Annotated in this window: 1 protein-coding gene; it reads left to right on the top strand. The window is 75.5% G+C overall.

Annotated elements, in window-relative coordinates; translation table 11 throughout:
• Positions 1–105: 105 nt before the first annotated feature.
• Positions 106–16077, top strand: a 15972-nt coding sequence (locus DEP02_RS11535) for a non-ribosomal peptide synthase/polyketide synthase (protein ID WP_112467242.1), incomplete at its 3' end; no start/stop codon positions are given.

Consider the following 16077-nt stretch of genomic DNA (forward strand, 5'->3'; position numbering starts at 1 on the left):
CGCCCCGCACACCGGACCCCCGCCCCGGTCCGGTGTGCCCGCGGACTGCCCGAGACCGGCGCGCCGGGTCTGCGCGCCGCCCCACGCCCGGAGGACTTCATCCCGATGACGGACTTGCACGCCCAGCGCCCCGCCGCGCCCGCCCCCGCCGGCACCACCCCGCCGTCCCGCGCGGACCACGCCCCCCGTCACGTCCCGCTCGGCGAGCTGTTCGCCGAGCGGGTGAGGCGCGACCCACACGCCCCCGCGGTGACCGACGGCCGGCGCACCTGGTCGTACGGGGAACTCGCACGGCGGGCCGGCCGTCTCGCCGCCCACCTCGTCGGCAGCGGTGCCGGACCGGAGCGGACGGTGGCGCTGGTCCTGCCGCGCTCGATGGAACTGATCGCCGCCGAGCTGGCCGTGGCCCTGGCCGGTGCCGCCTTCCTCCCCGTGGACCCCGGCTACCCGGCCGAACGGCGTGCCCTGATGCTCGCCGACGCCGCACCGGCCGTCGTCCTGGACGACCCGGACCGGGTCCGCGCGCTGATGAATGCCGGGGACCAGGAGGCGAACCCGCCCGAGAGGCGGGTGCTCCCCGACCACGCGGCGTACGTCATCTTCACTTCCGGTTCCACCGGCACCCCCAAGGGCGTCATCGTCACCCACCGCGGCATCGGTGCCTTCGCCGCGGCCGCCGCCGAGCGGTACGCCGTCGGCCCGGGCGACCGCGTGCTGCAGTTCTCCTCACCCAGCTTCGACGCCTCCGTACTGGAGCTGTGCATCTCCGTCCTGTCCGGCGCCCTGCTGGTCGTGCCGCAGGACGGGCCTTGGCTGGGCGACGAACTGGCCACCGTCCTGGACGAGCACCGCATCACCCACGCCCTCATACCGCCCGCCGCCCTCGCCACCCTGCCCGACCCGGCGGACACCGGCGGCGCGCCGCACCTGCGCACCCTGATCGTCGGGGCCGAGGCGTGCCCGGCCGCGCTCGTCGACCGGTGGGCACCCGGCCGCCGCATGATCAACTCCTACGGGCCGACCGAGGCCACCGTCGTCGCCACCTGGACCGGACCGCTCACTGACGGCACCGGCACACCGGCCATCGGCAGCCCGCTGCCCGGCACCGAGGCCCACGTCCTGGACGCGGCACTGCGCCCGGTGCCGCCCGGCACCGAGGGCGAGCTGTACGTGGGCGGCGACGGGCTGGCCCGCGGCTACCTCGGCCGCCCCGGTCTGACCGCGGCCCGGTTCGTCGCCCACCCCTTCGGGCCGCCCGGCGCCCGCCTCTACCGCACCGGCGACCGGGTGCGCCGCAGGGCGGACGGCGAGCTGGAGTTCCTCGGCCGGGTCGACCGGCAGGTCAAGGTGCGCGGCTTCCGCATCGAGCCCGGCGAGATCGAGGCCGCCCTGACCCGTGCCCCCGGCGTCCGTGAGGCCGTCGTCGTGGTCCGCGACGAGGAACCCGCCCGCGGCCGGCTCGTCGGCTACGTCACGCCCGCCGACCCGGCCCGCAGACCAGAGCCCGCCCGGCTGCGCGCCGCCCTCGCCGCCGCCCTGCCGGCCCACATGGTGCCCTCTGCCGTCGTCGTCCTGGACGCGCTGCCGCTCACTCCGCAGCACAAGATCGATCTGCGGGCCCTGCCCGCCCCCGGCGGCGCGCGGACCGAGGAGCACGTCGAGCCGCGCACCGGCGACGAGCGGGCCCTGGCCGCGATCTGGGCCGACGTCCTCGGCGTCGACGCCGTCGGCGTCACCGACGACTTCTTCGACCTGGGCGGCGACTCGATCCTCGCCGCCCGCACCCTGACGCGGATCCGGGAAGTCCTCGGCGCCCGGCTCTCCCTGCGCGACGTGTTCACCGCACGGACCGTCGCCGCGCTCGCCCCGCTGGCCGCCGAGCCGTCCGCCGCCGCGCCGCCGGACCCGATCCCCTCCGCCCCGCGCGGAAAGCCCGTCCCGCTCTCCAGCGCCCAGCGACGCCTGTGGTTCCTCGACGACCTCACCGACGGCGGAACCGAGTACAACACCGGCGTGGCGCTGCGGCTGCGCGGTCCGCTCGACACGCCGGCCCTGCGACGCGCCCTGGACCGGCTCGCCGCCCGCCACGACTCCCTGCGCACCGCCTTCGCCACCGTCGACGGCCGGGGCGTCCAGCTGATCGCCCCCGAGGCGGTACTCCCCCTGCGCACCTGTGACGTCGAGCACCTGCCCGCCGACCGGCGGGACGACGCCGTCGAGGGCCTGCTGACCGAGGAACTGCGCCGCCCCCACGACCTGACGGCCGGGCCCCTGACCCGGGCGCTGCTCGTCCGCCGCGCGCCCGGGGACCACGTCCTGCTGCTGGCCCAGCACCACATCGTCACCGACGGCTGGTCGGTCGGCGTCCTGACCCGGGACCTGACGGCGCTCTACCGCGCGGAGGCCTGCGGCGAACCGGACGGCCTTACCCGGCCGGGTGTGCAGTACCCGGACTTCGCGCTGTGGGAGCGCGAGCGGCGCACCGGCGACGCGGACGCCGACGACCTCGGCTACTGGAAGCGCCACCTGACCGGCATGCAGCAACTCGAACTGCCCACCGACCGGCCCCGGCCGGCGGTGCGCACCACCGCGGGCGCGGCACACCGTCACCACCTCCCGAAGCACCTGGTGGACCGGCTGCGGCAACTGGCCCAGGGCCGCGGCACGACCGTCTTCACGCTGTTCGCCGGGGCAGCGGCCGTGCTGTTCTCCCGCTACTCCGGGCAGCGGGACGTGGCGTTCGGGACCGTCACCAACGGGCGGGGCCGCCGCGAACTGGAGGACGTGACGGGCTTCTTCGCCAACACCGTCGTGTTGCGCGGCGAGGTCGACGACACCGTCACGGTCGATCGGTTCGTGGAGTCCATGCGCGCGACCGTGCTGGACGCCTTCGCGCACGACGGCGTGCCGTTCGACCGGGTGGTCGAGGAACTGGCCCCGCCCAGAGACCCCAGCCGCACTCCGCTGGTGCAGGTGTTGGTGGTGCAGCAGGCGGCGCCCGCCCGGCCTCCGCTGGCGGCCGGGGTGCGGATCGAGGAACATCCGCTGCCCCGCCCGGCCGCCCGCTTCGACCTCGTGCTGGAGTTCGCGCCGCGCGCCGACGGCGACTGCGAGCTGACGGTCGAGTACAACACCGACCTGTACGAGGCGGCGACCGTGGCCCGGGTGAGCCGGCAGCTGCACCGCCTGCTGGAAGGCATGGCGGACGGCCCGCACCGGACGCTGGCCGAACTGCCGCTGCTGTCGGACGACGAGCGGCGCACGCTCCTCGACTCCTGGAACCCGCCCGCCCTGGCCGACGACCACGCCGACGGCGCCACGCTCCCGGCGCTGTTCGAGGCGCAGGTGGCCCGAACCCCCGACCGGACCGCCGTGACCTGCGGCGAGGGCAGGCTGGACTACGCCGGGCTGAACCGGCGTGCCAACCGACTCGCCCGGCTGCTGACGGCGCACGGCGCGGGTCCGGAGTCCCTGGTGGCGCTGTGCCTGCCGCGCTCCGCCGACCTGCTGCCGGTGCTGTGGGCCGTCCTGAAGTCGGGCGCCGGATACCTGCCCGTCGACCCCGGCTACCCGGCCGAGCGGATCCGCTTCATGCTCGCCGACGCGGCCCCCGCCCTCGTCGTCGCCACCCGTGAGACCGCCCACGCGCTCCCCGACGACTGCGAGCCACTGCTCCTGGAGGACGCCGAGCTCTCCGAAGCCGATGCCGATGCGTCGGACCTGACCGACGCCGACCGGACCCGGCCGCTCGCCCCGTCCCACCCCGCCTACGTCATCTACACCTCCGGATCCACCGGCCGCCCCAAGGGCGTGGTCGTCACCCACCGCAGCGTGGCCGCGCTGGCCGCCTGGACCAAGGAGACGTTCGGCCCGCGCGGGCTGGCGCACGTCGTCGCGTCCACTTCCCTCAACTTCGACGTGTCCGTCTTCGAGCTGCTGTGCCCCCTGCTGGCCGGCGGCAGCGTCGAGGTGGTCGCCGACCTCCCGGCCCTCGCCGACAGCCCCGGACCCCGCCGGGCCGGACTCCTCAGTGGTGTCCCGTCCGTACTCTCCCGCGTGCTCGGCGGCGACAGCGCAGTCGAGGCGGACACCGTCGTCCTGGCAGGCGAGGCCCTGCCCGCCCGGACCGTGCGGGACATCAGGGACGCCATGCCCTCGGCCGAGGTGGCGAACATCTACGGCCCGACCGAAGCCACCGTCTACGCCACCGCCTGGTTCGCCGACGGCACCGTCCCCGACCAGGCCCCGCCCATCGGCCGTCCCGTCGCCCGCACCCGCGCTTACGTGCTGGACCGCCTGCTGCGCCCCCAACCTCCGGGTGTCATCGGTGAGTTGTACCTCGGTGGCGGCGGACTGGCCCGCGGCTACCTGCGACGCCCCGGTCTGACCGCCGCGCGCTTCGTCGCCGACCCCTTCGGCGCCCCCGGCGACCGCATGTACCGCACGGGCGACCTGGTGCGCTGGAGCGCCGACGGCCGGCTCGAGTACCTCGGCCGCATCGACCAGCAGGTCAAGGTGCGCGGCTTCCGCATCGAACTGGGCGAGGTCGAGGAGGCCCTGCGCCGCTGCACGGGCGTCGCCGAGGCCGCCGCGACCGTCCGCGACGACGACGGCCACCGCCGCCTGGCCGGATACGTCGTCCCCGCCCCCGGCGCCCGCGTGGAACCGGAGGCGGTACGCCGCGAACTCGGACACACCCTGCCCGACTACATGGTCCCCCCGGCCGTCGTGGTGCTGCCCGCCCTGCCGCTCAACCCCAACGGCAAGCTGGACCGCGGCAGGCTCCCCGACCCGGCGCCGACCGAACCCGCCGCACGCCACGTCGCGCCCCGCACCCCCACCGAACGGACCCTCGCCACCATCTGGGCCGACGTCCTGCACGTGGAGCGGGTAGGAGCGGACGACAACTTCTTCGCGCTGGGCGGCGACTCCATCCTCAGCATCCAGATCGTCTCCCGGGCCCGGCAGGCGGGCCTCACGATCACCTCGCGGGACGTCTACCGGCACCAGACGGTCGCCGCCCTCGCCCGCTGCGCCGACGAGGCGGGGAGCCGGCGGCCCGCCGCCGCGTCCGCACCCGTCGAGGCAACCGGCCCCGCGCCGCTGACACCCATCCAGCACTGGCTCCTCGACAGTGCCGCCGAGCGGGCCGGGCACTTCGGCCAGACCCTCTCGGTGAAGCTGCACGCCGGCGTCGACGCGAGGGCACTCGAAGACGCCCTCAACGACGTGATCGTCCACCACGACGCCCTGAGCTCCCGCTTCCTCACCGACGAGGCGGGCGTACGGTGGCTGATCGACGTCCCGGCCGCCCGCTGCCGCCTCGCGCGCCACACCGGTCCGGACACCGACACCCCGCACCTCGGCCCCCACGACCTGCGCCACGGCCCGCTGCTGCGTGCCGTACTGCACGACCGGGGTCCCGGACGGCCGCACGCGCTGCACCTGGCCGTCCACCACCTCGTCGTCGACGGAGTCTCCTGGCGCCTGCTGCTGGAGGACCTCGACCGGGCCTACCGCGCCCGCCGCGCCGGCCGGGACGGAGCGGCGGCGCTGCCCCAGAAGTCGTCCCCGCTGCGGCACTGGGCCGAGCGCCTCGCCGCGCACGCCGCCGCCGGCGGCTTCGACGACGAGAAGGCCTACTGGACGCGGGCGACCGAAGGCGCCCGGGCCGCCCTGCCGTCGGACCGGACGGGCACCAACACCTACGCCTCGCAGCGCTCGGTGACGGTACGCCTCGGACCCGAGGACACCGAAGTGCTGCTGCGCACCCTGCCCGAGACCTACCGGACCCGGGCCAACGACGTCCTGCTCGCCGCCCTCGGCCGGGTGCTGTGCGGCTGGACCGGTCACGACCGGGTGCTGGTGGACGTCGAGGGCCACGGCCGCGAGGAACTGTTCGCCGACGTCGACACCAGCCGTACCGTCGGCTGGTTCACCACCCGCCACCCCGTCGCCCTCGCCGTCCCGCCCGAGGCGCCCTGGGACGCCGTGCTCAAGCAGGTCAAGGAGCAGCTGCGCGCGGTGCCCCGGCACGGCCTCGGCCACGGCGTCCTGACCCTGCCGGGCCGCGGCGCCGCACCGCTCCCGGCGACCACCGCGCAGATCAGCTTCAACTACCTGGGCCGCTTCGGGCTCTCCGGGAGCTCCGGAGGGCTGTACAGCGGGTCGTTCCGTCCGCTGGAGCTGGACGCCGATCCCTCGGCACCACGCCCGCACGCCCTGGAGGTCGTGGGGCTGCTGGACGGCGACAGCCTGGAGTTCACCTGGTTCTACTCCGACGAGCTGCACCGGCGGGAGACCGTCGCGGACCTCGCCGGACGGTTCGCCGACGCGCTGGCCGGCCTCGCCCGCCACGCGGCCCGGCCCGGCGCCGCCGGACGAACCCCCTCGGACTTCCCGCTGGCCCGGCTCGACCAGACGCAGGTCGACCGGATCGCGGGCGGGGACCCCGCCGGCATGGAGGACGCCCACCCCCTCACGCCCACCCAGGCCGGCATGCTCTTCCACCGGCTCTCGCAGGACGACCGCGGCGTGTACTTCCAGCAGCTGACGTTCGTCCTGGACGGCGTGGAGGACCCGGCCGTGCTGGCGGACGCCTGGCAGCGGGTCACGGACCGTACGCCGGTGCTGCGCGCCCGCGTGGTGTGGCAGGACGTGCCCGAGCCGCTTCTCGTGGTGCAGCGCCGGGCAGCCGTGCCGGTGGAGCGGCTGGACTGGCGCGGCCTGTCCGACGCCGAGCGGGACGAGCGGCTGCGCGAACTGCTGGAGGGCGACCGTGCCCGTGGTGTCGACCTGACGCGCGCGCCGCTCCAGCGCCTGGTGCTGGCCCGGGTCTCCGACCGCGCGGTCCGTGTCGTGTGGTCCTTCGACCACCTGATCCTGGACGGCTGGAGCCTGTTCCAGGTCCTCTCCGACGTCTTCGCGTGCCACGCCGGCCTGGCGGGCGCCGCGGACGTCCCGCTGCCCGACCGCCGCCCCTTCCGCGACTACGTCGCCTGGCTGCAGGGCCGCGCCGACCGGGCCGAGGCCGAACGGCACTGGCGGACCCGCCTGAAGGGCCTGAGCGAGGCCACCGCGCTGCCCTTCGACCGCGAACCCCGCGAGAGCCACCGTGCGGAGTCGTCGCGGGCGGTACGCGTCACGGTGCCCGAGGCCACCACCCGGGCACTGGAGGGCCTGGCCAGGACGGCGGGCCTGACCATGAACACCCTCGTGCAGGGCGCCTGGGCGCTGCTGCTGAGCCGCCAGGCGGCCCGCGACGAGGTGGTCTTCGGCACCACCGTCTCCGGACGGCCGCCCGAGCTGCCCGGGGCCGACGCCATGACCGGCCTGTTCATCGCGACCCTGCCTACCCGCGTGACCGTGCCACGGGACGGGACACTGCTCACCTGGCTGGGCCGGCTCCAGCAGGAGCAGAGCGAGGACCGCCGCCACGACCACGTGCCGCTGCACCGGATGCGGGCGTTCACCGAACTGCCCGAACGCGCCGTCCTGTTCGACAGCATCGTGGTGTTCGAGAACTACCCGGTCGACGACGGTCTCGCCGCCGCGCACGGGCTGCGGCTCAGCGGCCTGGACGGCATCGAGACCACCAACTACCCGCTCGGCCTGGTCGCCTACCCCGGCACGGAACTCGCGCTGCGCCTCGGCTACGACCCGGACCTCTTCGACGCCGCCACTGTCGAGCGGATGGCCGAGTACCTCACCGTCCTGCTGGAGGGGATCGCCACCGCACCGCGGAGCGCGCCCGCCCGCCTGCCCCTGCTGACGGCCGCCCGGCGCGAGCAGGTGCTCCGCGCGTGGAACGACACCGCCACCGGTACCCCCGCGGCGACCACCGCGGACGTGTTCGCCGCGCAGGTGCGGCGCACCCCCGACGCCGTCGCGCTGCTGGCCGGTGACGAGCGGCTCACCTACCGCGAACTCGACGACCGGGCCGCGGCACTGGCCGGCCGGCTGGCCGCGCTCGGGGTCCGTCCGGAGGTCTCCGTCGGTGTCCTGATGGACCGCTCGGTGGGCCTCGTCGTCGCGCAGGTCGCCCTCGCCCGCCTCGGCGGCGTGTACGTCCCGCTCGACGGCAGGGCGCCGCGGGAGCGGCTGCGCACGATGCTCGGGGAAGCCGGCGCCGGCCTGCTGCTCACGGACGGGGCCTGGGAGGAGACGGCCGCGGCCCTGTTCCCGGAGGGCCGCGCGCTGCGGCCGGACGACACCGCCGCCGCGGCCCCGGAACCCGCGGCTGTGCCGCGCGTGCACCCGGACAACGTCCAGTACCTCATGTTCACGTCCGGCTCCACCGGCAACCCCAAGGGCGTGGCGGTGCGGCAGCGGGACGTCGCGGCGCTCGCCCTCGACCGTGCCTTCGCCCGTCACGACCGGGTCCTCGTGCACTCCCCGTACGCCTTCGACGCCTCCACCTACGAGGTGTGGGTGCCGCTGCTGCGCGGCGGCACGGCCGTGCTCGCCCCGCCGGGGGACCTGGAAGCCGCCGCCGTGCGCCACGCGATCACCGAAGAGGGGGTGAGCTGCCTGTTCCTGACGGTGGGCCTGTTCCGCATCCTCGCTCAGGAGGACCCCGCGTGCCTGACCGGCGCGCGCGAGGTGTGGACCGGTGGCGAGGCCGTGCCCGGCTCCGCCGTACGGCGCGTGCTGGACGCCTGCCCGGGTCTCACCGTCGTCGACGTGTACGGCCCGACCGAGACCACCACCTTCGCCACCCGGCGGGTCTTCCGCGCCGGTGACGCGCTGCCCGCGACACTGCCCATCGGCCGCCCTCTGGACGACACCCGCGTGTACGTCCTGGACAGCGCGCTTCAGCCGCAACCACCCGGCGTCCCGGGCGAGTTGTACCTCGCGGGCGCCGGGCTCGCCCGTGGCTACACCGGACGCCCCGGCGCGACGGCGGCCCGCTACCTGGCCGACCCGTTCGGCCCGCCCGGCGGACGGATGTACCGCACTGGCGACATCGTGCGCTGGAGCGCCGACGGCGAACTGCACTTCGTGGGACGCGCCGACGACCAGATCAAGATCCGTGGCTTCCGCGTCGAACCCGCCGAGATCGAGGCCCGGCTCACCGCGCACACGGCGATCGCCGAGGCGGTGGTGTCGGTGTCGCGGCACGCGGGCCGCAAACGCCTGGTCGCCCACCTGGTGCCCGCCCCCGGCGCGGCGGTGCCGCCGGCGGACGGGCTGCGCGAGAGCCTGTCCGGCGAACTGCCCGACTACATGGTCCCGGCCGCGTTCGTCACCGTGGCTCAGCTGCCCCTGACCGCGAACGGCAAGGTCGACCGGCGGCGCCTGCCCGAACCCGACCTGGCGGCGGCCGACACCGCCTACCGCGCACCGCGCACCGAGGCCGAGCGGGTGCTCGCCGGCATCTGGGCCGAACTCCTCGGCGTGGAACGGATCGGCGCCGACGACCACTTCTTCATGCTGGGCGGCGACTCGATCGTCAGCATCCAGGTCGTCTCCCGCGCCCGTGCCGCGGGGCTCGCGCTGACCCCGAGGGACCTGTTCCGGTACCCCACGCTCGCCGCCCTGGCCACCGCCGCGACCGGCACCGCCGCGACCGTCGCGGACACCGGCCCGGTGACCGGCGAGGTCGGGCTCACCCCCATCCAGCGCTGGTTCCTCGACGTCGAGCCGCCGCGCCCGGAGTACTTCAACCAGTCCGTGGTCGTCGAGACGGCCGAGGACGTGGACGCCGGCGCGCTGAACACCGCCCTGACCGCGCTGTGGGCCCACCACGACGCCCTGCGCGCCCGCTTCACCCGCGCCGCGGACGGGACCTGGCACCAGGAGTACGCCGCCCCGGACACCGAGGCACCGGAGCTGTTGCGGGTCCACGACCTGAACGGTCTCGACGCCCAGGCCGCCGAGGAGGCCGAGGCCCGCTTCTCGCAGGAGGCGCACACCGGCTTCCGGCTGGACAGCGGCCCGCTGGTCGCCGCCCGGCTGTTCACCGGCCGGGGCCGGGCCGCCCGCCTGCTGCTGACCGCCCACCACCTGGTCGTCGACGGCGTCTCCTGGCGCGTCCTGCTGGAGGACCTGGAGACTGCCTACCGGCAGGCCCTGGCCGGCGAGCGGATACGGCTGCCGCAGCGCACGACGTCCGTGCGGGAATGGGTGCGCCGGCTCACCCAGCGCACCGGCGAGGGAGACTTCGCCGCTCAGCGCGCCCACTGGGAGGCCGTGTCGCGGCACTGCGCCGAACCGCTGCCGGTGGACCTCGACGGCGGCAACACCGTCGCCGACCTGCGCGCGGTGACCGTACGCCTCGACCGCCGGCGGACCGACGACCTCCTGCGCAGGGTTCCCGGCGTCTACCGCACCCGCATCGACGACGTCCTGCTGACCGCCCTCGGCCGCGTGCTGGCCGACTGGACCGGCCGCACCACCGTCGCCGTGGGACTGGAGGGACACGGCCGCGAGGACCGGCTCTTCGACGACCTCGACCTGTCCCGCACGGTCGGCTGGTTCACCAGCCTCTTCCCGGTCGCCCTCGAACTGCCCGAGGGGGACTGGGGCGCCGCGCTGAAGTCCGTGAAGGAACAGCTGCGGGCCGTACCCGACCGGGGCGTCGGCCACGGCGCCCTGCGCCACCTGGCGGGCGACGAGCGGCTCGCCGCCGCACCGCTGCCCGGCATCAGCTTCAACTACCTGGGCCGGTTCGACTGGTCGGCCGACGGCGGCACGCTGGTGAGGGCCGTTCCCGGCGGCCTGGGCGGCGCCGAGGACCCCGGGGCGCCGCGTCCGCACCTGCTGGACGTGGTGGCCCGCGTCGAGGACGACGAGCTGGAGATCACCTGGCACTACAGCGGCGGACGCCACCGCGAGGAGACGGTCGCCTCCCTCGCCGAGGGCATGCTGCGGTCCCTGGAGGAGATCGTCGCGCACTGCGCCGCCCCGGACGCCGGAGGCCGCACGCCCTCGGACTTCCCGCTGGCCCGGCTCGACCAGGCCGCCGTCGACCGGATCGCGGGGGACGGACGCACGGTCGAGGACGTGTACCCGCTGACGCCGATGCAGGCGGGCATGCTGTTCCACAGCCTCATGGACCCCCGGGCCCGCACCTACGTCAACCAGGTGCAGGTGGTGCTGCGCGGCGTCACCGACCCGCACGCGCTCGCCGAGGCGTGGCAGCGCACGGCGGACGCGAACCCGATCCTGCGCACCCGCCTGGTGTGGCAGGAGACCGCCGAACCCCTCCAGGTGGTGGAGCGGCGGGCCGTCGTGCCCGTCACCCACCACGACTGGACCGGGTGGTCCGCCGAGCGGTGCGCGCGGGAGATGGAGTCGCTGCTGGAGGCGGACCGGGAGGCCGGGATCGACCTCGGCGCGGCCCCGCTCATGCGGCTCGCGCTGATCCGCCTGGCACCGGACCGGGTGCGCATGGTGTGGACGTTCCACCACGTCCTGCTCGACGGCTGGAGCGCGGCCCAGGTGTTCGACGAGGTGTGCGAGCGGTACGCGGCCCTGACCGCCGGACACCGCCCGCAGGTGCCCGGCCGGGCACCCTTCGCCGACTACCTGCGGTGGCTGGCCGCCCAGGACACCGGCCGTGCGGAGCGCCACTGGCGCGAGACCCTCGCCGGGTTCACCGCCCCCACCCCGCTGCCGCGCGACCGGCGCCCGGCCGGGGCCCACCGCACGTCCTCCTCGGGAACGGTCCGGGTGGCCCTCGGGCGGGAGGTGTCGGCGCGGCTGAAGGAGACCGCGCAGCGGGCCGGGCTGACCGTCAACACGGTGCTCCAGGGCGCCTGGGGGCTGCTGCTGCACCACTACGGCGGCGGCGTGGACGTCGTCTTCGGCACCACCGTGTCCGGCCGCCCGGCCGAACTGCCCGGCGTGACCTCCATGGTGGGCCTGTTCATCAACACCCTGCCCACCCGGCTGCGGATCGACGGCAGCCGCCCCCTGCTGGAGTGGCTGCGCGAGGTGCAGGCCGCCCAGTCGGAGGCCCGACGCCACGACTTCGTCTCCCTCGCCCAGTTGCAGACCTGGAGCGAGGTGCCCGGCGGCACCAACCTGTTCGACAGCATCGTCGTCTTCGAGAACTACCCGTTCGACGAAGGCGCCCTGACCCGGCACGGGCTCGCCGTCGAGCAGGAACGCGACCTGGAGCCGACCAACTACCCGCTCAGCGTGGTCGTCGCCCCCGGCGACGACGTGACGGTGTCCCTCGACTACGACCCGGCGGCCTTCGACGCCGCCACCGTCGAAGGGCTCGGCGCGAGCCTGCGCACGCTGCTGACGCGGATCGCCGCTGACGTCGACCACCGTCTGGCCGATCTGCCGGCGCTCGAACCGGACGACGGACGCCGCCTGCTGGACCGGCTCGCGGGACCGGTGGCGAGGCTGCCGCACCGCACCCTCCCGGACGCCTTCGCGGCACAGGCCGCCCGCACCCCCGACGCCCCGGCCGTGACCGCAGGCGCCGAGCACATCACGTACCGGCAGCTCGACGAACGCGCCAACCGGCTGGCCCGCCTCCTGATCGATGCCGGGGCCGGACCGGAGCGGTTCGTCGCGCTGGCCCTGCCCCGCACCGCCGACCTGATCGTGGCGCTCCTCGCGGTCCTCAAGAGCGGCGCCGCCTACCTCCCGGTCGACCCCGGCCATCCGGCGGAGCGCATCGCGTTCCTCTTCGAGGACGTGCGGCCCGACGCGGTGATCACCTGCGCGGAGACCTCCGCGCGGCTGCCGGACGGCCCGTACCCGCGGATCGCCCTGGACGATCCGGCCTGCGCCGAGCGTCTGGCCGCCGCGTCCGCCGCCCCCGTCGGTGACGGCGAGCGGTGCGGCAGGCTGCTGCCGGACCACCCCGCCTACGTCATCCACACCTCCGGCTCCACCGGCCGGCCCAAGGGCGTCGTCGTCCCCCACGCCTCGGTGGTGGCGCTGACCGACTGGGCCGCCGCCGAGTTCACCGGCCGCGGGCTCTCTTACGTGGTGGCCTCCACGTCGCTCACCTTCGACGTGTCGGTGTTCGAGATCCTCTCGCCGCTGCTGGCGGGCGGCCACGTCGAGCTCGTCCGCGACCTGCTGGCCCTCGCCGAACGGCCCGAGCCGTGGCGTGCGGGACTGCTCAGCGCCGTCCCCTCCGCCCTGGACCGCCTGCTGGCCGAGGACACCGTGCACGTCACGGCCGACACCGTCGTCCTGGCCGGCGAGGCGCTGCCCGCCCACGCCGTCCGCCAGGTGCGCGCGGCGATCCCCGGCTGCCGGGTCATGAACATCTACGGCCCCACCGAGGCCACCGTCTACGCCACCGCCTTCACCTGCGACCCGGCAGACCCCGACCGGGTCCCGCCCATCGGCCGGCCCGTCGGCGGCGCCCGCGCCTACGTCCTCGACGCCCGCATGCGCCCCGTGCCCATCGGGGCGCCCGGCGAGCTGTACCTGGCCGGGACCGGCGTGGCCCGCGGCTACCTGAACCGGCCGGGCCTGACCGCGTCCCGCTTCCTCGCCGACCCCTTCGGCCCGCCCGGCAGCCGCATGTACCGCACCGGCGACCTGGTCCGCTGGACGGCCGACGGCGACCTGCTGTACCTCGGCCGGACCGACGACCAGGTGAAGGTGCGCGGCTTCCGCATCGAGCTCGGCGAGGTGGAGGCCGCGCTGGGCCGGCACCCGCAGGTGGCCGCGGCCGCCGCCCGGGTCGTGGAACACGACGGCCACAAGCGCCTCGTGGGCTACACCGTGCCCCGCGGCGGCGACGCCCCGGCACCGGCCGACCTGCGTGCCTTCCTCGCCCGGACGCTGCCAGACCACCTGGTCCCGGCGGCCGTGGTGCCGCTGGAGCGACTGCCACTGGGCGCCACCGGCAAGCTGGACCGGCGGGCCCTGCCCGAACCGGTGTGGTCGGCCGCCACCACCACGGAGGGCACCCGGCCGCCGCGCACCGCCACCGAGCGGACGCTCGCCGCGATCTGGTCCGAGGTGCTGGGCGTGGCCGAAGTGGGCGCGACGGACAACTACTTCGCGCTCGGCGGCGACTCCATCCTCGGCATCCGGATCGTCTCCGCCGCCCGCCGGGCCGGACTCGCGCTGACGCCCCGGCACCTCTTCCAGCACCAGACGGTCGCCGAACTGGCCACGGCGGCCGAGGAGTTCCCGCCCGCGACGGCCAGTGCCGAACAGGACCCGGTCGTCGGAGACGTCCCCCTCACGCCTGTACAGCACTGGCTGTTCGACACCCTCACCGGCGACCCGGCCCGCTTCACCCAGACGGCCTCCTTCGAGGTGGCGTCCGACACCGACGCAACGCTGCTGCGCGCCGCCCTCGCGGCGGTGCTGGAGCAGCACGACGCGCTGCGCATGCGCTACGAGCCGGCCGGCGACGGACGGTGGCGCCAGTACGGCACCCCGCCCGGCGCCGCGCCGCACCTCGAGGTGCACGACACGCCCGGGGCACCGGACGCCGTGGCCGCCGGCCTGTGCTCCGGGTTCGACCTGGCACGGGGGCCGCTGCTCAAGGCCGCCCTGTGCCGCTGGGACGACCACCGGCCGCCCGTCCTGCTGCTGGCCGCCCACCACCTGGTCGTCGACGCGGTGTCCTGGCGCGTGATCCTGGAGGACCTCGGCACGGCCTACCAGGCCCTGCGCACCGGTGGCACCCCGGACCTGGGCCCGAAGACGACTTCCTTCCGGGAATGGGCCCGGCGCCTGGCCGCGCACACCGCCGACGGCGGCTTCGACGACGAGACCGCGCACTGGAGCGGCCTGCGCCCCACCGCCCTGCCGACCGACCTCACCGGCGGCAACACCGCCGCCGACGAGGAGACCGTGACGGTGAGCCTCGGCGCCGAGGACACCCGCCGGCTCCTGAAGGACGTGCCGGACGCCTACCGCACCCGCGTCAACGACGTCCTGCTGTGCGCCCTCGGCCGGGTCATGGCCCGCTGGACGGGACAGGACCGGGTGGTGGTCGCACTGGAGGGCCACGGCCGCGAGGACCTCTTCGACGACGTCGACCTCGCCCGTACCGCCGGCTGGTTCACCACCATGTTCCCCGTGGGCCTCGACGTGCCCCGCGACGCCGACCCGGGCACCGCGCTGAAGACGGTCAAGGAGAACCTCCGGGCCGTGCCGCGCGGGGGAGTGGGCTACGGCGCGCTGCGTCACCTGCACCCCACGGCGGGACGCGAGCTGCCCGGACTGCCGCAGGTGGGCTTCAACTACCTGGGACAGCAGGACTGGAACGCGGCCGAGGACGGTCTGCTGCGGGTGCCCCACGGCGGGCTGACCGGCGGCATGGACCGCTCGGCGGACCGACCGCACCTCATCGACGTCCTCGGCCGGGTCACCCACAAGCGGCTGGAGTTCACCTGGTCGTACTCCCGGCGGGTGCACCGGCACGACACCGTCGCACGCCTCGCCGAGGAGACGGCGGAGGAGCTGCGGCGGATCGTCCGGCACTGCGCCGAGCCGGGCGCGGGCGGCCGCACCCCGTCGGACTTCCCGCTGGCCGCACTGGACCAGGCGGCCGTCGACCGGCTCGCCGGCGACGGGCGTGACGTGACGGACGTCTACGCCCTCACCCCCACGCAGACCGGCATGGTCGTGCACGGCATGGACGAGCCCGGTGAGGGCCTGTACGTCGAGCAGATCACCTTCGTCGCGGACGGCGTGCGCGAGCCCCGGCTGCTGGCGGCCGCCTGGCAGCACGTCGTGGACCGCACGCCCGTGCTGCGGACCGCGGTGGCCCCGGGCGAGGTCCCGGTCCCCCTCCAGACCGTGCACCGCCACGTCACCCTGCCCGTCACCGAGCTCGACTGGAGCGGCCTGGACCCGGCGTGGCGGGACACCGAACTCAAGCGGCTGCTCGACGAGGACCGCGCCCGCGGCATCGCCCTGGACCGTCCCCCGCTGCTGCGCGTCACCCTGATCCGGCTCGGCCCCGACGAGGTGCGCGTGCTGTGGACCTTCCACCACGTCCTGCTGGACGGGTGGAGCGTCTTCCACGTGCTGTCGGACGTGATGGCCGCGCACGCCGCGCTCGCCGCCGGCGGCGAGCCGCGGCTGCCGCGGCGGCGGCCCTTCGCGGACTACGCCGCCTGGCTGGCCGGCCGGGAC

This window comes from Streptomyces triticisoli, assembly GCF_003270085.1.
Lineage (GTDB): Bacteria > Actinomycetota > Actinomycetes > Streptomycetales > Streptomycetaceae > Streptomyces > Streptomyces triticisoli.